Origin of the sequence: Flavobacterium sp. 103, assembly GCF_003096795.1 — a bacterium.
GTDB lineage: Bacteria > Bacteroidota > Bacteroidia > Flavobacteriales > Flavobacteriaceae > Flavobacterium.
In genome coordinates this window covers 75,456-97,699 of record NZ_QENX01000001.1, presented here as the reverse complement: position 1 = coordinate 97,699, position 22,244 = coordinate 75,456, and the positions used below count along the sequence as shown (strand labels likewise).

Annotated in this window: 23 protein-coding genes; 6 read left to right on the top strand and 17 right to left on the bottom strand. The window is 34.4% G+C overall.

What is annotated here, in order from left to right; genetic code table 11:
* Positions 1-8 precede the first annotated feature (8 nt).
* The 7 genes from C8C85_RS00440 to C8C85_RS00410 form a co-directional block, all read right to left on the bottom strand.
* Complete coding sequence (locus C8C85_RS00440; RefSeq protein ID WP_116795305.1) at positions 9-1,586, bottom strand: phage tail sheath family protein; 1,578 nt, start codon at positions 1,584-1,586, stop codon at positions 9-11.
* A gap of 326 nt (positions 1,587-1,912) precedes the next feature.
* Entirely contained in the window at positions 1,913-2,377 is a 465-nt protein-coding gene (locus tag C8C85_RS00435; RefSeq protein ID WP_116795304.1) for a DUF962 domain-containing protein, read from the bottom strand.
* A 54-nt stretch (positions 2,378-2,431) separates the two neighbouring features.
* Positions 2,432-2,938 carry a GNAT family N-acetyltransferase gene (locus C8C85_RS00430; RefSeq protein WP_116795303.1) on the bottom strand — a complete coding sequence of 169 codons (507 nt, stop codon included), beginning with the start codon at positions 2,936-2,938 and terminating at the stop codon, positions 2,432-2,434.
* Between the two features lie 63 nt (positions 2,939-3,001).
* The gene (locus C8C85_RS00425; protein ID WP_207786911.1) at positions 3,002-3,580 is read right to left on the bottom strand and encodes a peptidylprolyl isomerase; all 579 of its coding nucleotides are present in this window, start codon (positions 3,578-3,580) and stop codon (positions 3,002-3,004) included.
* 235 nt (positions 3,581-3,815) lie between these two features.
* Positions 3,816-4,391 (bottom strand): DJ-1/PfpI family protein, encoded by a 576-nt coding sequence (locus tag C8C85_RS00420; protein WP_116795302.1) that lies wholly within the window; start codon positions 4,389-4,391, stop codon positions 3,816-3,818.
* A gap of 344 nt (positions 4,392-4,735) precedes the next feature.
* Entirely contained in the window at positions 4,736-5,326 is a 591-nt protein-coding gene (locus C8C85_RS18520) for a hypothetical protein (RefSeq protein WP_243412016.1), read from the bottom strand.
* A gap of 164 nt (positions 5,327-5,490) precedes the next feature.
* Positions 5,491-7,350, bottom strand: a complete 1,860-nt coding sequence (locus C8C85_RS00410) for a peptidase U32 family protein (RefSeq protein ID WP_116795301.1) — start codon at positions 7,348-7,350, stop codon at positions 5,491-5,493.
* Between the two features lie 455 nt (positions 7,351-7,805).
* Here C8C85_RS00410 and C8C85_RS00405 point away from each other — a divergent pair, with 455 nt between their 5' ends.
* Positions 7,806-8,402, top strand: a complete 597-nt coding sequence (locus tag C8C85_RS00405) for a hypothetical protein (RefSeq protein WP_116795300.1) — start codon at positions 7,806-7,808, stop codon at positions 8,400-8,402.
* 204 nt (positions 8,403-8,606) lie between these two features.
* Here the strand turns inward: C8C85_RS00405 and C8C85_RS00400 are convergent, their stop codons facing one another.
* Positions 8,607-9,188: a hypothetical protein gene (locus C8C85_RS00400; RefSeq protein ID WP_116795299.1), complete on the bottom strand. Its 582-nt coding sequence runs from the start codon at positions 9,186-9,188 to the stop codon at positions 8,607-8,609.
* Positions 9,189-9,397: 209 nt separating this feature from the next.
* Here C8C85_RS00400 and C8C85_RS00395 point away from each other — a divergent pair, with 209 nt between their 5' ends.
* Positions 9,398-10,246, top strand: coding sequence for an NAD(P)H-hydrate dehydratase (locus tag C8C85_RS00395; protein WP_116795298.1), 849 nt, complete (start codon positions 9,398-9,400; stop codon positions 10,244-10,246).
* An 80-nt stretch (positions 10,247-10,326) separates the two neighbouring features.
* Here the strand turns inward: C8C85_RS00395 and C8C85_RS00390 are convergent, their stop codons facing one another.
* Together C8C85_RS00390 and C8C85_RS00385 are read right to left on the bottom strand one after the other, a co-directional pair.
* A complete protein-coding gene (locus C8C85_RS00390) occupies positions 10,327-10,806 on the bottom strand; it encodes a hypothetical protein (protein ID WP_116795297.1) in 480 nt (159 codons plus the stop codon).
* Between the two features lie 67 nt (positions 10,807-10,873).
* Positions 10,874-11,191, bottom strand: coding sequence for a hypothetical protein (locus C8C85_RS00385; protein ID WP_116795296.1), 318 nt, complete (start codon positions 11,189-11,191; stop codon positions 10,874-10,876).
* A 379-nt stretch (positions 11,192-11,570) separates the two neighbouring features.
* Here C8C85_RS00385 and C8C85_RS00375 point away from each other — a divergent pair, with 379 nt between their 5' ends.
* The 3 genes from C8C85_RS00375 (at position 11,571) to C8C85_RS00365 (ending at position 13,287) form a co-directional block, all read left to right on the top strand.
* Positions 11,571-12,023, top strand: coding sequence for a hypothetical protein (locus C8C85_RS00375; RefSeq protein ID WP_133243366.1), 453 nt, complete (start codon positions 11,571-11,573; stop codon positions 12,021-12,023).
* Positions 12,024-12,131: 108 nt separating this feature from the next.
* Positions 12,132-12,926, top strand: a complete 795-nt coding sequence (locus tag C8C85_RS00370) for a HipA family kinase (protein WP_116795293.1) — start codon at positions 12,132-12,134, stop codon at positions 12,924-12,926.
* The gene (locus C8C85_RS00365) at positions 12,904-13,287 is read left to right on the top strand and encodes a DUF3037 domain-containing protein (RefSeq protein WP_116795292.1); all 384 of its coding nucleotides are present in this window, start codon (positions 12,904-12,906) and stop codon (positions 13,285-13,287) included. Before C8C85_RS00370 ends, C8C85_RS00365 begins: the two co-directional genes overlap by 23 nt.
* A gap of 104 nt (positions 13,288-13,391) precedes the next feature.
* Here C8C85_RS00365 and C8C85_RS00360 read toward each other — a convergent pair whose 3' ends face one another.
* The 7 genes from C8C85_RS00360 to thrA form a co-directional block, all read right to left on the bottom strand.
* Complete coding sequence (locus C8C85_RS00360; protein WP_116795291.1) at positions 13,392-13,676, bottom strand: YciI family protein; 285 nt, start codon at positions 13,674-13,676, stop codon at positions 13,392-13,394.
* A 36-nt stretch (positions 13,677-13,712) separates the two neighbouring features.
* Complete coding sequence (locus C8C85_RS00355) at positions 13,713-13,910, bottom strand: YqaE/Pmp3 family membrane protein (RefSeq protein ID WP_116795290.1); 198 nt, start codon at positions 13,908-13,910, stop codon at positions 13,713-13,715.
* Positions 13,911-13,961: 51 nt separating this feature from the next.
* Positions 13,962-14,369: a VOC family protein gene (locus C8C85_RS00350; protein ID WP_116795289.1), complete on the bottom strand. Its 408-nt coding sequence runs from the start codon at positions 14,367-14,369 to the stop codon at positions 13,962-13,964.
* Positions 14,370-14,395: 26 nt separating this feature from the next.
* Entirely contained in the window at positions 14,396-14,845 is a 450-nt protein-coding gene (locus C8C85_RS00345) for an SRPBCC family protein (RefSeq protein ID WP_116795288.1), read from the bottom strand.
* Between the two features lie 329 nt (positions 14,846-15,174).
* The gene (gene thrC, locus C8C85_RS00340) at positions 15,175-16,470 is read right to left on the bottom strand and encodes a threonine synthase (RefSeq protein WP_116795287.1); all 1,296 of its coding nucleotides are present in this window, start codon (positions 16,468-16,470) and stop codon (positions 15,175-15,177) included.
* Positions 16,471-16,592: 122 nt separating this feature from the next.
* Positions 16,593-17,516: a homoserine kinase gene (locus tag C8C85_RS00335; protein WP_116795286.1), complete on the bottom strand. Its 924-nt coding sequence runs from the start codon at positions 17,514-17,516 to the stop codon at positions 16,593-16,595.
* Positions 17,517-17,613: 97 nt separating this feature from the next.
* Positions 17,614-20,061, bottom strand: a complete 2,448-nt coding sequence (gene thrA, locus C8C85_RS00330; protein ID WP_116795285.1) for a bifunctional aspartate kinase/homoserine dehydrogenase I — start codon at positions 20,059-20,061, stop codon at positions 17,614-17,616.
* A gap of 663 nt (positions 20,062-20,724) precedes the next feature.
* Between thrA and hutH the strand changes: the two genes are divergently transcribed.
* Positions 20,725-22,239 (top strand): histidine ammonia-lyase, encoded by a 1,515-nt coding sequence (gene hutH / locus C8C85_RS00325; RefSeq protein WP_116798318.1) that lies wholly within the window; start codon positions 20,725-20,727, stop codon positions 22,237-22,239.
* The last annotated feature ends 5 nt before the right edge of the window (positions 22,240-22,244 follow it).

The window sequence follows — 22,244 nt, the reverse complement described above, 5'->3', positions numbered from 1 at the left end:
AAGATTGATTAAGAGGCAGATTCCATTTTTTGTTGCAAAGTAATAAGTATAAACTCTGCAGGATGTGCAACTGCAACTTTTATGCTGATAGTCATATAACCATTTAAAATATCTTCTCCTGTCATCGTTGTTCCCAGACCACAATCAACCGAAAATGCATCTGATGCACTTGCACCCTGCAATCCTCCTTGTTTCCAAACATCAGTTAGGAAATTTGCAATGGTCAATTTTACAGCCTCCCAAGTGTTTTTGTCATTGGGTTGGAAAATATAGGCCTGAGCAGCTAATTTACAGGACTGTTCTATGAAAATCATTGTTCTTCTTACAGGAATATATTTCCAATCCTGACTGTTTCCATCAAGTGTTCTTGCTCCCCAAATTAGTATGCCAAGCTCATTGAACACTCGTATTGCATTTATTGATTTTCCAGAAACTACATCAACATTTAAGTTGGCTTGTTGGCTTTCGGATATTTTTATGGGTAATGAAATTGCACCAAAAATTGATTTATTTGCGGGAGCTTGCCACGGACCTTCTTGATTATCGGTCATTGAAATTACACCAGCTATTGCACCACTTGCTGGAAGTATACTTGCAATTCGTTCCACTTCTTTTATAATGTACGAATATTCTAAACTGGCATTCAAGAGCGCATTATTGTTTTGAGTTGTAGTTAATGTACTTGCTGGATTTTGAATGTTTGCAATAATTGCCGCAATATTAGGGTTTGGATTACTCGCAGGATTAATGACAGAACCTAATTGTTTTACGTCTCCACCAAATAAGTTGGTATAATCAATATCCTGTTTTTGCATTAGATCGGTTCCAATAAAAGGATAATAAGCCATACCATAATTTAATCCAACCGAACCTGTATTTATTCTAAAATTTGAAATGTCCTGTGTGTATAAAATTGGATCGGGATCATTGCCTCCAATAATATCAAAAATCGACATAGCGGTTTGCATTTGAGTGCATTGAAGCAACATACTTTCCATAAGTTCTCCATTCTCTGAAAGACTAAGTAAAGTGGCTTCTGGACAAATGTAAAGTGTAGGTTCAGGTTCGTGTACTAATAATTGCAAGCCTTCAAGTAAATCATTTAATACTACATTTGGATTTACTATTTGGGTGTCAATATCCATCGGTTTCTTAGAAGACGGTCCATAAGTACCTACGGATACAATATATGCTTCACCACCACCATTTTCATAAAAAAGTTTCACACTATTATAAAGGTAATAAATGGTGTAAGGGTCGGGTACTATAGAATAATAGGCTTCGAAAATCAACATAAAATCTCCTTTCTCAGGTTGACTTTTTTGTTGAACTAAATAATATTCCGGACTGTATTGTTTAGTTGGACTTGCAGGAAGGGGATGATCAGGTAGGCAAAATATGTCCTGAAAATCGGCGAAAGAAGTGATTTTTACGGGTACATTTAAATATGATTTTCCTTCGTGTAGGGCCTGAGGGGTGTATCCTATGAATGCTGGTATTGCTGTGGGTACTCCAACCGCAGAGTTTGGAAATGCATTTATTTCATTAATGAAAACTCCTGGTGTTGGTTTGTTTGTTAAGTCCATTGGTTTTGTTTTTGGTTAATGCAATTAATTAATAAGAAATTTAGTTGTCTAAAACCTTATTATTAATTGATTAGATTGAGTTTTATAGTTCAATGCGGGGTGAGTAAAAGTAATAATTTATTTACTATAACAAAATGACTTCTCTAAGTTTTTGCGATTTTTTATTTTTTAAAGTATTGTAATTTAGTAAGTTATTTGGAGGTAAGCTTTTTTTAATCTTTAAAAAGGATTTCTGTTAAAATTTATTTTAAAAAAAAAGTCCTAAAACAATGAATTGTTAAAGGACTACGATAAGGAAAATTTTTTTTTGAAGATATGTGAAACGGCTATTTTTTAGAAAATAAATTTTGCACAACCCAAGCTGGACCAATCATCAAAAATTGGATATCTTTCAGAAATGATGGTTTTTTGCCTTCGATGTTATGACCATAAAACTGTCCAATCCAAGCGATAACAAAAACTCCAATTGAAAATGCCCAAAGAGGAACGAATTGCCCGATGTAAAAATTAAGTACCAAACAAAGTAAAGAGAAAATGATAATTTTGATAGCCATAGACACTGACAATCTGATGTAAAATATAGAAATAAATATTAAAGCTACAAATCCCCAGTTTTCAATAATAGGTTGGTTTAAATGAAAAATAGAATTCAATAATCCACTTGGAATACTCATCAATAAACCCAAAACAGAAAAGAAAATGGCAGGAACACAAATATAGTGTATGGCCTTGTTTTTTGGATTTTGATGACTTACTGCATATTCTTCAAACCATTGGTCTAATGTTTTCATATTTTATATTTTTTTTACTAATTTATAAAATAATAACCAATGGGTAATAAAGTGCTAAAGTATTTTTTCTAAGACCATAAATTCCAAATGTTGGTCTGTAATAATAGCATCATAATCATTGAGTAGGAAAGGTTCTCTTACTCCTGTATCTACATATCCATAACGGTTGTACCATTCAATCAATTTTTCCCTAATGGTAATAACGGTCATTACAATTTTGGTTAAGCCCAAGGATAATGCATGAACTTCGGCTTCTTGTAATAGTTTTTTTCCAAGGCCTCTATTTTGCAATTCAGGTGAAATGGCTAGCATTCCCAAATAGAGTTTATTTCCTTTATTGGAAAGCAAAACGGATCCAATGATTTGATTATTTTCTGTATATTTTAAAATCGTATTGCCTTTGTTTTTAATTATTTCCTCTAACTCATCTAAAGTGATTCTTTTGCCTTCTAAAAGATTCGCTTCGGTGGCCCATCCTTTTTTGGAAGTTTCACCACGGTAGGCAGAGTTAATTAATTTTTCTAAAGCAGATGCGTCTTCTAGTGTTGCAATTGTAATCATAGCGCTAATATATTCTGGTGTTTTTATTTTAAATAATTGAGAATTTAAACAGTATTCAATATCTTATTTCTTTCTTGTTATGGAGATAATCCGTATTTCGGGTTTGAAATATTGATCCTGCTCGGGATGAAGTTGCTGAATCTTTTTTACGATTTCCATGCCCTTTATAACCGAACCAAAAGCGGCAAATCCTTGTCCATCTTTGTTTCTTTTTCCACCATAATCTAAAGAAGGCTGGTCATTTATGCAAATAAAAAAATTGGTGGTAGCCGAATTGGGTTTGTCTCTTGCCATAGAAAGGGTCCCGTTTTTATGACTTATTCCCGTTTGCTTTGTAGTTTCAAGCGGGATAGGTGCAAACACTTTTGTAGAATCAATTTCACCTCCCTGTATAACTTCAATTTTTATCGAATCTTTGGGTTGATTATTTAACGTCACGGCTCGAAAGAAGCTGCAGTTGTCGTATAAATGTGCATCAACATATTTTAAAAAATTGGCAACCGTAATCGGAGCTTTTTCGGGATATAATTCTACCGTGATTTCACCTAACGAAGTGGTAATTTTGCATACTTCCTTTTTTTGTGCCGAAACCGACAAGATCACAAAAAGCATTACAATAATGGTTAGGGAAATTCTTTTCATTTTCTGTAGTATGTTTATATTTTACTTTTTTAAGCTATTTGCAATAGTTTCCAAAGATAAAAAAAGTGTTCTATAAAAATGAATTGCTCAGTTTATTGTAGCGGTTTTATCCCTGTAGCATCATTTAAAAATGAAAGAGCTACAACAAAATAAACTCTTGCTGTAGCTTTTATATGGTATTATTTAAACTAACTATTTAATTCCTTTCTTTGAAAACTTAATTGGTAGGAAAAAATTAAATTGCAATTTTGGTTCCCATAACTTTTAAAAATTCTCTGATGAAACTTGGGTGTGCGGGCCAAGCGGGTGAAGTAACCAGATTTCCGTCTACATAGGCTCCATCTACAGGAATGGATTGAAATATTCCACCGGCCAATGTTACTTCGGGACCTACGGCTGGATAAGCGGTTAGTTTTCGTCCTTTCACTACATCGGCAGCAGTTAAAATCTGAATACCATGACAAATGGCCGCGACTGGTTTATTGGTGGAGAAAAAATGCTTAGTGATTTCAATCACTTTTTCGTTCAATCTTAAATATTCTGGAGCTCTTCCTCCTGCAATAACCAATCCATCATAATCATTCACTTTTATGTCACTAAAGCTATAATTCAATGTGAAGTTGTGTCCCGGTTTTTCAGAATAGGTTTGGTCTCCTTCAAAATCATGGATGGCCGTTTTTATGGTGTCTCCCTTTTTTTTGTCGGGACAAACGGTGTGAACGGTGTAGCCAACCATTTCTAACATTTGAAAGGGAACCATAGTTTCATAATCTTCGGTGAAATCGCCTGTCAAGAACAATACTTTTTTCATTTTACACTATTTTAAAATTTAATAAAAATTTTTGACGAACAAAAAATAGATTGGGTTATACTGTTTTTTGTATAAGTAGAATCTGATTTTTTTGCTCTTATAAAGTTAAGAAAAAAATGTATTTAGTTATTTGGTTTTTAGTTATTTAAATTAAATAATGTCATGGTATTTCTTTCGACTGATCTTTGATTATAAAAAAGAATCAATTAATCCGGATGCTCGTGTTTTGCGTGAGTGATGGAAGTGGAGCTCTTTTTTTGTCCTGTTTTTTTACGGGACAAAAAAAAGCGGGAACGTACAGCACGACCCGCAGTTTTTACGAAGGGACACGCCCAAATAAAATTTTATTGACCAGAAACAGTTGCGGGCGGAGTAGTTTCTGTAGGAGTTGAAGCAGGAGTCTCAGTTGTTGTCGGAGGGGAAACAATGTAATTTGGAGCTCCTTGTGGACTTGCGGGTTTAGCGGTAGCTACCGGAGAATTTAATGGTGATCCTACTGGAATATCACAACGGTGTCCTGGCTGACCGTGAGGAGGATTCATACCTTTCGCTGTAGTCAAAGATTGCCCCGAAGTTGAAACGACTTGTGGAGTTGTTGAATTAGTGGCAACCGGAGAATTTAAAGGTGCGCCTACAGGAATGTCACAACGGTGACCTGGCTGACCATGGGAAGGATTCATTCCCTTGGCAACTTTTACAGGAGCAGCTACAGTTTGTGTTTGAGTTTGAGTTTGTATCTGATTTGCGGTATTTTTATTTACACCATTTTGCTGATAAAGTGCACTGGGTTGGGGAGCAGTTGCCGTTTGATTTTGTTGCTGATTGGCAACTTGATAAAATGGAACAATTACTTTAGGGGCTTTGTTTTCAGCTTCATTTTTGCAAGAAATCAATACGAATGCTATAATGAATAGGGGAGTTAACAGATTTTTCATGGTTTGATTTATTGGTTTTGACAAATTTAGGATTTTAAATAATGCGCTCCTTAATTGAAGTTTGCTTTTTAAAAAGAATTCAAAATGTGGTCATAAAAAAACTACAAAATAAAGGTCACTTTACTTTGTAGCTTTGATTGTATCTAAAACAAGAAAATCCTATCTTAATCTTCTTCAATTTCAAATTCGGCATCTTTTTCCCAAATCTCCATTTCGCAAGGTTTGCAGTTGAATTTTAGTTTGTATTCCAATTCTCCTTGTTTCAATACCAAAGGCTCTTTCAATTTGGTTTCCATGGTGTCTCTATGGTATTTTGGACATTTGGCCAATTCGTATTTGATGCAGTATTTGGTTGTCATCACGCGCGATTTTCCAGGATCCCATTGCAATTCAAATGCTTTCTCGATTTCGGTCACTCCATGTCGTTCATAAAACTTTCTTGCCAGTTTATTCGAAACATTATACATGAAATCCAATTTGGTTTCTGGGTAGGGATGAGATGTTTTTTCGATTTTGCGTTCTTCTCGTTTGTAATTTTTCAAACGGATTTCAGACAGTTGTTCGTAAACGGTCCTACGCATTTCATTGATTTTTGAAATAGGTAAAAACCAATTATCCGTAAACTGAACGGTTATTTCATCGGCTGTGTAAGGCGTAAATCCTGTTTTGGCCAATTGCGCTTTGATGTTTTCCTCGATGGATTGATTATTTTTGGTTTGTTCTTTTGGATGAACCAATTGAACAGTACTCACGTTTCCATCTTCATCGGTTGCAAGTAACTCAAAACCAGTTTCGTTTTCGTATAATAACAATGAAGTGCTTATTTTACGGACAGCACTGTCTTCACGTTCAACGATTTTGATAAAAGCGGCATCATTATTTCGGTAAATAAAAGTCCCTTCTTTTACTTCTTTTAATACATTTGGATAAGCCAAACCATTTTCGACTTTATTTACGTAAATACCGTCGGCTTCGTTATTTTCATTGATGTAGCACAAACCGTCACCATTGTTCAATACATGGCCATTTTCAATTTCATAGGCATTCCCAACGGTTCGGATTAGTTTACCGATGTATTGCCCTTTTGATTTTGGGCTTTCCCAAGAACCAATAGTGGCGTGACGTTCATTGACAAAATAATCAGTATAACCGCGGTTGAAAGTACGATTCAATGCTGAATCAAAAGTATAAGTACATTTTCCTGAAGAAGCTTTGGTGTATTTGTCATTATCAGCCAAGAAAGCATCCAGTTTTTGTCTAAGGTAAGAAACGTTGTTTTTTACATAAACGATATCTTTCAAACGTCCTTCAATTTTGAAGGAACAAACTCCAGCTTCCACTAAATTTGGAATTTCGTTTGAAACATCAAAATCTTTGATTGAAAGTAAGTGAGTGTTTTTAATTAGCGTTTCTCCATGACCATCAATTAAGTTGTATGGTAAACGACAGTTTTGGGCACAAGAACCACGATTGGCGCTACGTTCTCCGTTAGCAACACTCATATAACAGTTACCGCTGAAAGAAACACATAAAGCTCCGGTAACAAAGAATTCCAACTCCACATCGGTTGCGTTGCTGATTTCTTTGATTTGGTGTAAATTCAATTCACGAGCCAAAACCACACGTTTGATTCCGGCATCGGCCAAAAATTTCATCTTGTCGGCATCTCTGTTGTTGGCTTGCGTACTGGCATGTAAAATGATAGGAGGTAAGTCCATTTCCATAATAGCCATATCCTGAATGATAAGAGCATCAACTCCAATATCATACAATTTCCAAATCATCTGACGGCAAGTTTCCAATTCGTTATCGTACAGAATGGTATTCATAACCACAAAAACAGGAACATTATATAAATGGGCATATTGCACCAAGGCTGCAACATCTTCAATAGAGTTGGTGGCATTGGAACGGGCACCAAATTGGGGAGCTCCAACATAAACGGCATCGGCACCACTGTTAATGGCTGCTATACCATGAATTAAATCTTTTGCGGGGGCTAAAATTTCTATTTTCTTCTTCATCAGTTGATGATCGTTTTATAATTTCTAAAAAAGCTATTTGCTTGTGTGTTCACAAAAAGCGTGCAAAGTTCTTATAAATATTCCAAGATTTCTAACCCAAAATGATTTTTTTTGAATGGTAAACGAAAAAGTAAGACTAATGCTAAAGAAAAGAATGGAGTTTAGAAGAATTGATTTCTAATTTTTTATATATCCCAATGCATTGGTAATTAGCATTTTTGTGTTATAGGGGAAATTTAAATTGGTTCAGGCATATAAGTATTCTTTTTCTTTTAGAATTGAAAAAATAAGTCAGTGAGTTAATTTTAGAATCACATTTCTTGAGAAAAATGCAATAAATTCCATGAAAAGTCTGTTATCTAAATAGAGTCCGATTGTATTTGTTAAATGGTTTTGAAAATATTCAAATTAATTAAAAGTATAGCAATTGGAACGCTAATAAATAATTCATTTATATGAAAAGGATATTGTTTTTTGTTATTATGATTGGAATATCCTTGAGTGGATATGCCCAGGAAGAATTTAATGCTAAATACAAACCAATTCCACCCAAAGAAACCAAAAAGAAAAAAGAGATTCCTCCTAAAGAAATCTCACCAAAAGTTACGCCGCCTGATATCGTGAAAAAACCTGATTCTTCGCTAGTTGATCCAAAAAAGCTTTTTAATGACATCAATTACTATAAAAAAGAGGCTAATACAGAAGGTGTTTATTATAGAAAAAATCAATATTTAGGTAGTATAAAAACTAAATCTTTAACATCTAAAATACGTTATCGTGATGCTGCGTTTTTGGATGGGGACTACATAAGAGTATTTTTAAATAATAAAGTAATTGTCCCGGAGGTTGTTTTGGAGGGCGATTATAAAGAATTTGAAATAAAGCTTGAGAAAGGTGTTAACAGAATAGACATTGAAGCTTTGAATGAAGGCTTTGCTCCTCCCAATACTGCACAATTTGAAGTTTATGACGATAAAGGAGTTAGCGTAATGTCAGACCAATGGAATGTTGGAAAGGGTTATAAAGCAAGCATAATAATTGTAAGAGAATAGAAGTTATTTTTTTGGTCTTAATTATTTTTTTGCAGATTGAGACACTTTTAGAAAGAAAAACTACTGAGTGAAAACTTATTTCTCAGTAGTTTTGATTATCGATGTGATGTTTTGTCGTAGAATGTAACAGAGTATGTACACATCGAAAGCTAGGGAAGAATTATAGATAGTGGCAAAGCCAAAGTTATTCTTGCAAACAGATTTTTATTTTCGCTCCTCCAGAATGGTTTTATATGCTTGGGTTTTCATTTCGATGAAGTTGTCTAAATAACCAATTTGGTAAACAACAAAATCAGAGGCGTATTTTTTCTTGTCAAGGGTAGCAAATAGATTCAATCGTATTTGTTCTGTTTGTTTATCAAATGCAGATTGGTCCAATTGCATTAACGACTCGTAATCAAAATTTTCTTCATTTTTGGAAAAAGTCACGACAAATTCATTTTCTGTAGCACCTTTTCCACTAAAAGATATGGTTTTTCCAGGGGCTTTAGCATCAACAGTAATCTTTAGATCATATCCATTATTTAGATAGATCCCATTAGGAAAAACATTCGAACAATTGCTTATATAATATTTGTCAGCTCGTACATTCAAAGTGTCTTTAAAAGTCCCGTCGCTATCGATTTTGATAACTTTTTTGAAATTTGGATTTTTGTATGAGATAATAACCAAAGAATCGACTTCAAGGTTGGCGATTTTCACTTTTAGAGAGGCGTAGTTCTTGGATTGGCTATTGGCATTAAAAGCAAAAAGTAGTGCAATGACGATTGGGAATAGTTTTTTCATTAAAATATTTGTTTTGTTAATATATCGCAAAAATATTTTAATTCCACGTCTGTAATGTTAACCGAACAATAAGTTAATGTTTACAATTGATTTCTGAATCTGCGGAGTATAGTTGAATGATTGCCTGTAAGAGATTTTAGAATTTAAAACAAGATATAATTTAAAAATTTGGTTTCAGAATTTCGTACTTTTAATGGAAAATACATCTTATGAATAGTCCTATTCTGATTGATCGTAATGAAATTCTAAAACGCTACAAAACCATTGACAAATATACCCACAAAGGGATGCAGGGGCATACTTTGATCATTGGCGGGAGCTATGGAAAGATAGGTGCTGTGTGTTTGGGATCGAAAGCGGCGCTGAAAACGGGTTGCGGATTGGTTACCGCTTTTGTACCGCAATGCGGGTATGATATTGTACAAATTTCCGTTCCCGAAGTGATGGTGGTGACGGATGATCATGAAAAGTATATTTCGGAGATTGCCCTGAATTTGGATGTCAATGCAATAGGGATAGGTCCCGGAATGGGACAAAAAATGGCAACTCAAAAAGCACTTCACGATTTTTTGTCGAATACAAGTCTTCCGCTCGTTATCGATGCCGACGCCCTGAATATTTTGTCACATAACCCGTCTTGGGTAGCTTTGGTTTCGCCTAGAACTATTTTGACTCCGCATCCAAAAGAATTAGAACGATTGATAGGGAAATGGTATACCAAAGAGGAAATGTTTGGCAAGGCTGTCGTTTTTTCGCTAGTAAATCAAGTTGTGATTGTGATGAAAGGCGCGCCAACTTACATTGTTGACGGCGAAATGATTTATGTAAATACAACTGGGAACGCTGCTCTGGCCACAGCCGGAAGCGGCGATGTCCTGACAGGGATGATTACGAGTCTTTTGGCGCAATCTTATAAACCTATCGATGCAGCTCTATTAGGTGTTTATCTCCACGGTTTAACCGCCGATATCGCTTTGCCCGAAACGGGTTATCAGTCTTTTATTGCGTCGGATATTATTGCAAATATTGGGAGAGCCTATTTGAGTTTGGAAAATTAAACGTTAATAAATTATTCGCGTACAAAAAAGAGACAAGAATTAATGACTTGTCTCTTTTTGGTTTCTTTTAAAAGTTCTGTTTAATAGGTGTATGTCATAACTTCTATTTTTGAATCGGTTTGTTTGGTAATCACTACAAAAGGAAAACCCTGTTTTGCGGCCTGTTTTTTTATATTTGTCGAAGCTTCTGCAATCCAATCTGATTTTGTGAATCCTTTTGGTTTGTGAATTATGGTTTTTAAAATCGCTCCTTGCTGTAAACCAGTTGTTTGATCTTTTGTTAAAAATTGTACTTTTTTATATCCTGCCTTTCCAGAAACATCTATTTTGTTGTTATCAATAATTAAACTGTTTGTTTTTTTATCAATTACTTTTTCAATGGCAAAAAGACTTATTTCATTTAGGGTACTGTTTCCAGGAACTGAATAATAAACAGTGTTGTTTTTGGTGGTTACATAATTTACTTCAAGTTTTTCTCCATTTTGTTTTACAATAATATGAGAGTTAGCAAATAGAAATGAGGTAAACAAAGTGAGTGCAATCGTGAATATCGTTTTCATATATGTTTGAATTTTAATTTAATTGTATAAAAGTTTTTCCGAAGCTAATTAGTTTCGGAAGTTGATCTTAGGCAAATAAATGAAATTCGGGAGGTGGATTTGATAAATCCAAGATTACCGATTGTGGTAGGGCAGTCCCCTTACTAAAGTAAAAGTCTGTTGAAACTATAGTTTGAAAAGGAATGTTAAAAGGAGTTGGAAAGTCTAAAATTATTTCAATTTTTTTCTCCTCCACTTCCGATTTGTTTTCTGGCATTGCTTCCTTTTTATCGGTAATTTTTTTTTCGGTGGATGTTTTTATAATATTTGAAACAGACGGCGTAACCCAAGAAAGGGTTAGTAGTAAGCAAAGGGTGTAAAGTGCTATTCTACGAGCTGTTTTCATATTTGTAAATATATATTTAAACGTCAATAAAGTCAAAGGATTTTAACAGAGTTTTGTCTATTATTTCATTGAATAATTAATTGCTTTAAAAAAAGCATTATTTAGGGATATTGCCTTTTCAGGAGCAGGGGTGATGTCTTAAAATATAGCTATAATTTCAATGATGCCCTATTAAAATTGACATTGATATCTATTAGTGAATTGGTAAAACTTAAATCTTTTTCAATTAATAGTTTTTTGTCAGCGATTTTTGTTTTTTTTCTTCAAATAAGTAACCCACTGGTATTTAATTTGGGAAGAAGCTTGTTGGAAATTACAAAAAAAAGTCAAGCTTGTTTATTGATATTTTATATTTGCCCTGTCAATTTATTCGATGGAAATGGGAACAAATAAACATATAGTAAAAAAAATGTTTTTTGTGGTAGCTGTGATTTTTTTGCTGCATAGCTGTAACAAGAGAGAAAACAGTTCTATTAAAAAATTTTACAAAGTTTCAAAAGGAGATTCAACAGCTTATCTATCATTAGTTTTTACAAAAAATACTTTTTATGGTGAATATGAAATCCAATATGGACTTTTAGGAAAAGATTCTGGAGCCGTTCGTGGAAATCGTATTGGAGACACATTGAGAGGTGACTTTTGTTACAGATCTTATGGTGGAGACATAAAAAGAGTCCCTTTTGTTTTACTGGAAAAGAATCAAAAATTAAAACAGGGAACAGGAATAATTTCGACCTATATGACAATACCCTTCTATGTGAAAGGGACATTGGAATTCAAAGAATCTAATTTTTTATTTAAACCAATAGAAAAAAGTCAGTCAAGTAAATAATTTTTTGTGGATTGCTTTTTGTTTACAAGACAAAATAAGCAACGTTATTCCAGAAAGTGTGAATCGAAGAGCAGTAATTTGTAAATTTGTAGTTCGTAAAATCATACTATGAGAAAACCACTTGAATTAAGAACCGTAAATGTTACGCGCTATATTTCGCCTCTGCGGGAAGGTGGTTCGTTGCCTGCTCTTGCCGAAGCGGATGATGATTTTAAATATGTTTTGAAATTTAGGGGTGCGGGACACGGTGTAAAAGCTTTGATTGCCGAACTCATAGGCGGTGAAATCGCAAGAGTTCTAAATCTTAAAATGCCCGAATTGGTATTTGCCAATCTCGACGAAGCCTTTGGCCGTACCGAAGGGGATGAGGAAATTCAGGATTTATTGCAAGGAAGCCAAGGGCTCAATTTGGCACTACATTTTTTGTCGGGAGCCATTACTTTTGATCCCGTTGTGACAAAACTGCCTGCGGACTTGGCTTCGCAAATCGTTTGGTTGGATGCTTTTATTACCAATGTTGATCGTACTTTCCGAAATACCAATATGCTTATTTGGCACAAAGAATTATGGCTCATTGATCACGGAGCGTCACTTTATTTTCATCATTCTTGGAATACTTGGGAAACGCATGCCAAAAGTCCTTTTGCCTTAATAAAAGACCATGTTTTATTGCCTCAAGCAACCGAATTGGCAGCAACTGATGTTGTTTTTAGAAAGTTGCTTACCAAAGAAATACTGCAGGATATTGTCGATTACATTCCGGAAGATTGGCTCCATTGGGAAGATACCGAACAAACTCCTGACGAAATTAGAGCCGTTTACTTTCAGTTTTTATGGACGAGATTGAATCATTCAGAAATTTTTATAAATGAAGCCCAAAATGCAAGAGAAAAACTTATATGAATATGCCGTTATTCGCGTTGTGCCAAGGGTAGAACGCGAAGAATTCCTGAATGTAGGCATTATTCTGTTTTGCAAAAGCGCCAAATTCATAAAAATGCTCTATTCTGTTAATGAGGCTAAATTGTTGATGTTTTCGGAAGATTTTGATTTGGAACAACTCGAATTAAACTTAGCCTCTTTTCAAAAGATTGCAGACGGAGGAAAAGGCGGAGGACCAATTGGCGAGTTCGATATTCCGTCTCGTTTTCGTTGGCTGACCGCTATCCGAAGTTCGGCGATTCAAACTTCCAGACCGCATTCGGGTTTTTGTACGGATTTGGATAAAACCATTCAACGCTTATTTGAAGAATTGGTTTTGTAACTCCAATTATTTTTATAATTTGAGCGTAAACCCAAAATAGAAAATAGTAATTGTTTTAGGCTCTTTTTACAAGTAATGAAGAAGGTTTTATTAAAGTTTTTTCTTTATATAAAAAGAGCAAAGTCTTCATCATATTTGGTCGGGATTACTTCGGTAATCTCATAGTCAGCGATTTCATTTTGATAAAAAGGATCTTGCTTAATAATTTCCTGAAGGGTATCTCTGTCCACATTACGAACTAATATGATACCTCCTGTTCTTGAATTTTTTCTTCCTGAAAAAATGAATTTCTTTTCCGAATAATATTTGTCTAAAAATTGAATATGTGCTTCGATAAATTTATCTACTTCACTGATGTCTTTTTTATAGGATAATGAAATAATAAACATATGGAGTGTTTTTTAGTTATGCTTTATTACTGTCCGCTATTTTACTTTCAATGCTCTAATGAGCTTATTGTTGCGTTTATCAGCTCTTGAGTTTTGCAATGAAATAACAGCCCAAATTGCTGCGGGAATCCAGCCAATTAAAGTTATTTGCAAAATCAGGCAGAGAATAGAGGTGAGTATTCTGCCTCTCAAAAAGAAAGAAACAAACGGAAAGAATATTGCAATTAAGGTCATAGTATTTTTGAGTTGTCTGAAAGTCAATTATTTGTTTTACGTTATGTCTTCCTATGCTGTTGGGAATTTTGAGATATCCATATAGAAAATTTCCCAAGTGTGTCCATCAAAATCTTCGATAGTTCGCTGTTGCATAAAACCATAGTCTTTCATTTCACTCGGCTCTGTTCCGCCTGCATTTAGTCCATTTGTCATAATGCTGTTCATTTCATCAACACTTTCAGTCGATAATGAAAAAAGTCCTGCTACGCTTGATTTTGTGTCTGCAATAGGTTTGGTAGCAAAGCCTGAAAACTTTTCGTGTGTCAAAAGCATCACAAAAATGTTTTCACACCAAACCATGCACTTTCCACTGTCGTCCGAAAATTGAGGATTGTTTGTAAAGCCTAATGCAGTATAAAAGGCCATCGATTTTTGCAAATCAGTTACTGCTAAATTGATAAAAATTTGTTTTGCCATTTTTTTAATTTTTTAGTTTTACTAAGTTAAGCATCTGGAATATTTGGTTCTACCAAACGTTTTAATTTATCTAATGATTCCTGCCAGCCTAAATAACACATTTCAGTTGGTATTGCATCAGGTATTCCTTCTTGTGTTGCAAAAAGTTCTGTACCGCATAGTACTTTTCGTAGTTCGATTGTGGTAATCATTTGTCCCGGTAAATTTGGGTCGTCAAACACGTCTGTATATTTTAATCGTTCATTAGGTATAATTTCCAAATATTCGCCACCAAATGAATGACTGTTACCTGTAGTAAAATTTGTAAACGACATTTTGTATTTCCCGCCAATTTGAACATCCATACTATGTACTTTACAGAGAAAACCATAAGGAGATAACCACGATGCCATTGCATCAGCATCTGTGAATGCTTTATAAACTTTTTCAGGAAGTGCCGAAAAAACTCTGTGAAGTGTAACTTTATTATTTGCCATAACGTTCTTTTTTAGAGAGTTAAATTTAATATTTTTTGAATTAAATTTTACTGTTTGGCTAAATTTTTTGTTTGTAGGTGAGTGTCGTTTTATTATAAATGCTAGTGTTTCTTTGCTACAGCAGGATGTTATTTTGATTGTTGATTTGTATTGTTAGCTCTGAGTGTGTGGTGAAGTCGGGAGATTTCGCTAAGCATAACAGCGAATACTTAGTTGAGCTGAGATTATTTTTGTATAAAAAGAAAACCATTTAAATTTCACTAATCACTAGCAAAACTTAAATGGTCTTATATTACTTATGTGGTTTGAAAACCTTTTTTTTGAAAGAATTATTTTGAATTCAAGAAAGCCTTCAATTCATCATAAGTTGAGATTTTTACGCTCACTTTCTCTTTGTTCATCACGCTTTCTATTTGTGTTGGTAGAGGCAAAGTAACTCCTAAAGCTGGTTCCACCACATCCAAAAACTTAATAGGATGTGCCGTTTCTAAGAAAACACCAATTGCGTTTGGTATGTTTTGCAATTCTTTTTTCAATCCTAAATATCCAACAGCGCCGTGTGGTTCTGCGATATAGCCTCTTTCGTTATGAATGGCTTTCATTGCTACCAAAGTTTCAGCATCGGTAAATGTATATGAACTAAAATCCTTTTTGAATTGTTCCAAATCGTTTTGGTACATCTCTTGAATGCGAATGAAGTTGCTTGGATTCCCAACATCCATAGCATTCGAAATAGTGGCAATAGATGGTTTTGGATCGTAAATTCCGTTGGCAAGGAATCTAGGAACGGTATCATTAACATTGGTGGAAGCCACAAAATGCTCGATAGGCAATCCTAATTTCTTAGCAATAATACCCGCACAAATATTTCCGAAGTTTCCGCTTGGGCAAGAGAAAACTAATGGTTTGTTTTGTTTTTTCAATGCTTTGTATGCAGAGAAAAAGTAAAACATTTGTGGTAACCAACGCGCAATATTAATCGAATTGGCAGATGTTAATTGCATATGGCTTAAGCTTTCGTCAAGAAATGCTTTTTTGACCATATCTTGGCAATCATCAAAAACACCATCTACTTCAAGCGCTTTTATATTCTGACCCAAAGTTGTTAATTGTCTTTCTTGTATGTCACTCACTTTTCCCGAAGGATAAAGAATCACGACATCAACACCAGTTACGCCAAGAAAACCACTGGCTACAGCTCCTCCCGTATCTCCGGAAGTCGCTACAAGCACTGTATTTTTATTGTTTTTGTTGTCTTTGTTGAAATAGGCTAAGCAACGAGACATAAATCTTGCACCTACATCCTTGAACGCCATAGTTGGACCATGAAATAATTCAAGGGAATAGATTCCGTTTTCAATTTCCACCAATGGGAAATCAAAACACAAAGTCTCGGCTATGATTTGTTTTAAAGTTTCGGCAGGGATTTCGTCTCCCACAAATTGTTTAATCGCTTCAAAAGCGATTTCTTCGTGAGATAAACTGTCGATAGTCTCAAAAAAACTTGTTGCTAATGGCGTTAAGGTTTCTGGGAAATACAACCCTTTATCGGTTGCCAATCCTTGTATTACCGCTTCTTGAAAAGAAACGTTGGGTGCATTGTGGTTTAAGCTGTAATATTTCATTGTGATTTTTGATTGTAGATTAACTATTTTTGATTTAAGATTTTCGCAACAGAAGTTACATCACAAATCAAAAATCGTTAATCATAATTCTTAAATTATTTTAATCTGCTAACTTTTTACTGCTAACTTATTATTTTCATTCCTTCATCATTCACTTTAGAAACGTGAATTTCATAAGGTAAATTCATTTCTTCGTAAACGGCACTCATTGCTTTGGCAATTTTATCGGCGTTTTCCTTTCCTTTGCTTAAGGCAAAAATTGAAGGGCCAGAACCCGAAATTCCTGAACCCAAAGCTCCATTTTCATAAGCGGTCTGCTTGATTAAATCAAATCCCGGAATCAGCATAGAGCGAATAGGTTCTATGATTTCATCGTGTAAAGAGCGACCGATTAACTCATAATCCTGAGTATATAATCCTGCTACCAATCCGCCTACATTTCCCCATTGGGTAATGGCACTTTTTAGGGATACAGTTTGTTTCAATACCGAGCGTGCATCCGATGTTTTTAGTTCAATTTGTGGATGGACCACTGTGGCGTATAATTCTGATGGGCTTTCAATTTTGATAATATCCAAGGGATTTGAACATCTTACCAATGTAAAACCTCCCAAAAGGGCAGGGGCAACGTTATCTGCATGGGCATTTCCACTGGCTAATTTTTCGCCTTGCATGGCAAATTTTACCAATTCTTTTCTAGTAAAAGGACGTCCCAACAATTCGTTGATTCCAAAAACCGCACCTGCTGAACTGGCAGCACTACTACCAATACCACTTCCTGCTTTTATGTGTTTGTAGATCTCGATCTCAAAACCAAATTCGGTTTCAATTTCTTCCAGCATTGCCAAAGCAGCAACTCCAGCTACATTGTTTTCGGTTTCCAATGGTAAGTCCGCACCTACAATTTTAGTAATACGAACTCCTTTCACATCTGATTTACGAACAATCATTTCATCACCTGCAGTGGCTAAACAAAGTCCGAGTACATCAAAACCACACGAAAGATTCGCAATGGTGGCAGGGCAAAATATTTTTATTTCAGTCATTGTTATTTTGTTTCAGGTTTAAAGTTTAAAGTTTCAGGTTTAAAAGAGGTTTGTTTGAAGACGTCTTAACTTGAAACATTAAACTGGAAACTAATTTTTAAACATTTCCTATTCTAATCACATCGGCAAAAATTCCAGAAGCTGTAACCGCTGCTCCTGCACCAGCACCTTTTATCAATAACGGTTGATCAACGTAACGATCGGTGTAGAATAAAACGATATTGTCTTTTCCTTCCAAATTGTAAAATGGATGATCTTTCGGGATGAATTGTAAACCTACGCTTGCTTTTCCATCTTCAAATTGTGCCACAAATTTTAGTCGGCTTTCTTTTTGATTGGCTTCTGCCAAAATGGATTCAAAGTGTTTTGCATGTTCTTTTAATGAAGCGAAAAAAGCCTCATTATTAGTAGTTCCCATACACTCTTTTGGAAGGAAAGATTTGTTTTCAATATCTTTAATTTCCATTTGATAACCGCTTTCACGAATCAAAATAAGTATCTTTCTAGCTACGTCAATACCACTTAAATCAATCTTTGGGTCTGGCTCTGTAAATCCTTGAATTCCAGCTTCTTTTACCACGTCATGAAAAGTGTTGTTTTCATCAAAATTATTAAAAATAAAGTTTAAACTACCTGACAAAACGGCTTGTATTTTGTGTACTTTATCACCAGAAGCGATTAGGTTTTTTACTGTATCTATAATTGGTAATCCAGCTCCAACATTAGTTTCAAAAAGGAAAGGCGCATTGAATTTACGAGATAAACTTTTTAGGTTTTTGTAATTATCATAAGCCGATGAACAAGCAATTTTGTTGCAAGTTACTACAGCAACGTTTTGTTTTAAATACTGATCGTATGTTTTTGATACTTCTTCATTGGCAGTGATATCCACAAAAATACTGTTACGTAAATTGAGCGCTTTTACATTCGCAATAAATTGTTCTCTGTTGGCTGTTTCTCCTTTTTCAAGAAGCGATTGCCATTCTTTCAACGGCATTCCGTCTTCATCAAAATACATTTTTCTAGAGTTGGAAACAGCAATAACCCTCACATTTATTTTTAAATTTTCTTTTAGAAATTTCTTCTGTTGATGGATTTGTTCGATGAATTTCTCACCTACATTTCCAACCCCCATTACAAATAGGTTTAATTGTTTAGTATTTTCTTCGAAGAAATTTTCGTGTAAAGTATTCAACGCTTTTTTGACATCTCTTTCATTGATAACAACTGAGATGTTTCTTTCCGAAGCACCTTGTGCAATCGCACGAATATTGACATTGTTTTTTCCTAAAGTGCTAAACATTCTTCCGCTCAAACCTTGGTGATTTTTCATGTTTTCACCTACCAAAGCGATAATGCAAAGATTTTGTTCTACAATACAAGGATCAATTTTGTTTTGTGCAATTTCTATTTGAAAAGCTTTATTGATAGCTATTTCAGCAGTTTCGGCATCTGAATTTAAAATACCGATACATATAGAATGCTCGGATGAAGCTTGAGTAATAAAAATTACGTTGATACTTTCATTAGATAAAACTTCAAATAGTCTTTTGGAAGAACCAGCAACTCCAATCATACCGGAACCTTCTAGGGTTATCAAAGTAATGTTGTCGATGTGACTAATTCCTTTTACTGGGTTTGTATGTGGTACAATAGTATTGGAAATCAAAGTTCCTTCGGCTGTTGGTTCGAAAGTGTTCTTAATGAAAATAGGAATATTTTTTCTTAAGACAGGCTGGATTGTTGGCGGGTACAGAACTTTGGCGCCAAAATGAGACAATTCCATCGCTTCTTGGTACGATATTGTAGCTATTGGTTGCGCTTGTTTTACAATTTTTGGATTGGCAGTAAACATTCCGTTTACGTCTGTCCAAATTTCTAAATCTGTTGAATTTAATGCTCCTGCAATAATAGCTGCTGTATAATCCGAACCACCACGTCCTAAAGTAGTATTGATACCATCTTCAGAAGTAGCAATAAAACCAGGCATCACGACTACTTGATTTTCATTCGATGCAAAAAAATCTGAAATTAGCTGGTTTGAAAGTTCAAAGTTAACTGCTGCTTTTCCAAATTGATTATTAGTTTTAATCAGTTCTCGGCTGTCTTTATAACGGCTGTTTTTTAATTTTTGTTTTAAGGCTTCGGCAATAATATAAGAAGATAATAATTCTCCAAAACTTAAGATAGTGTCCAAAGTTCTTGGAGATAATTCTCCCAACAAAAAGCAACCATCAAGCAATGTTTCCAGGTGATTAATGATTCTTTTGATATGACTTAACAAACCGCTTTGCTCGCTAACGGGAATTAGTTGTTTAAGTGCTTCTAAATGTTTTTTCTCGATTTCGGTAACAATATCTTTAAAGCTTTCATCATTTGCAGCCGCTTTGGATGCAGCCAAATGCAATAAATCGGTTACTTTACTCAAGGCGGATACCACAACAACAAGCTTTTCGTCTTGTGCTTTATTAATGACTATATCTAAAACTAATTTTATGTTTTCTGCATTGGCTACCGAAGTTCCGCCAAATTTTAATACTTTCATATGTAGATATTATTATGTATTTGTTTTAATGTAATTTAGTATCGCTATTTTAAATCTAAACGATATTTATATTGTGTTTTATTATTTTAATTGCAAAAGGCTTCTATACACCCATGACTTTCTTTCTTTCTTTCTTTCTTTAAGAAAAAAGTACAGCAACTGGATTATATGTAAAATGTATACCCCTAAGGGGTAGTAGTTGTAGTAGATGTAGTTGTAACAGCAAGTGCAACCCAAATTTGAGTTGCTATCGAAGGATGATATGTGCTGTTAAAATTTTTCATTTTTGATTTTTCAAAAGTACAGTTTTTCATCAAAAAATAAAGCTTTGTGAGGTATTTTTGCGAATAGTTTAATATTTAAATTCAATATGGATTCAAATTTAATATTGTATAATTTATTTCTTTGTTTATTGAGATTATCTTTGATTTAATTGCAGTTATTGTTTGGTTTTACTACTAATTCATACTCGAATAAGGGTATATTTAACTTTAGAAAAGGTAATTAGGCTAACATTTTTTAAAAAAGGAATAAGATTTAAGGTATATACTGAAGTTAAAAGCTATTGAAAACTTTATTTTGAATGGTTTTTTAAATTATTATCAAAAATCATTGCTTTTTAATATTGATTTATGGAATTTTGAACTCTTAAATTCAAACAAAATGGAGAATACACATTATATAAGTACCGAATTACTTTCTTTCGAAGTCTTACAGGAAATTATTTCTCATAATAAATTAATTGCTCTTTCTGAGAATGCAAAAACAAATATTCTAAAGTGTAGAAAATACTTGGATGCAAAAATGGCTTCTCATTCGGAACCCATTTACGGAATCAATACTGGTTTTGGATCACTTTGTAATGTGAAAATTTCAAATGAAAACCTTTCTAAACTTCAAGAAAACCTTGTAAAGTCACATTCTTGTGGGACAGGAGAGGAAGTGCCAAATGATATTGTAAAATTGATGTTATTGCTTAAAATTCAATCTTTAAGTTATGGGCATTCTGGAGTACAATTGCAAACAGTGGATCGATTGGTTGACTTTTACAATAATGATATATTACCAGTTATTTACACTCAAGGTTCACTTGGGGCTTCTGGAGATTTAGCACCTTTGGCGCATTTGTCATTGCCTTTATTAGGTGAAGGAGAAGTTTGGTTTGAAGGTAAAAAAGTGCATTCCAGCGAAGTTTTAAAACATTTTGGTTGGGAACCTATTGTCTTAAAGTCAAAAGAAGGTTTGGCATTATTAAATGGAACTCAATTCATGAGTGCTTATGGCGCCCATATTGTTATGAAAGCAAATAAGTTTTCTTATTTGGCTGATTTAATAGGAACAATATCATTAGAAGGATTTGATGGCAGAATTGAACCTTTTAATGAGTTGATTCATTATATACGTCCTCATAATGGTCAAATTGCTACAGCCAAAAGAGTAAAAGGATTTCTGGAAGGAAGTGAAATTATCGAACAGCCAAAAACGCATGTTCAAGATCCATATTCTTTCCGTTGTATTCCCCAAGTACATGGTGCTTCAAAAGATGCTTTTGATTATGTGAAAAAAGTATTCAAAACCGAGATTAATTCGGTAACGGATAATCCAAATATATTTATAGAAAGTGACCAGATTATTTCGGGTGGAAATTTTCATGGACAGCCTTTGGCTTTGGCTTTGGATTTTATGGCAATTGCTTTGGCAGAACTAGGGAGTATTTCTGAGCGTAGAACATATCAATTGATTTCTGGATTGCGTAATCTTCCGGCGTTTTTGGTTGATAATCCAGGATTGAATTCAGGGTTTATGATTCCGCAATATACTGCCGCAAGTATTGCAAGTCAAAATAAGCAACTGGCAACTCCTTCAAGCGTAGATAGTATAGTTTCGAGTAATGGTCAGGAGGATCATGTGAGCATGGGAGCAAATGGAGCAACCAAATGTTTGCGTGTGATGGATAATTTGGAACGTATTTTGGCCATAGAATTGATGAATGCTTCTCAGGCGATCGAATACCGCAGACCTTTGCAGTCAAGTGATTTTATAGAAATGTTTTTAAAATCTTACAGGAGTGAAGTTCCTTTGGTAAAAGAAGACAGAATTCTTCATTATGATATTGAGAAAACAGTGTCTTTCCTGAATAGTTTTCAAATCGAAGAGGATTTGTTAACATTAGCTTAACATTA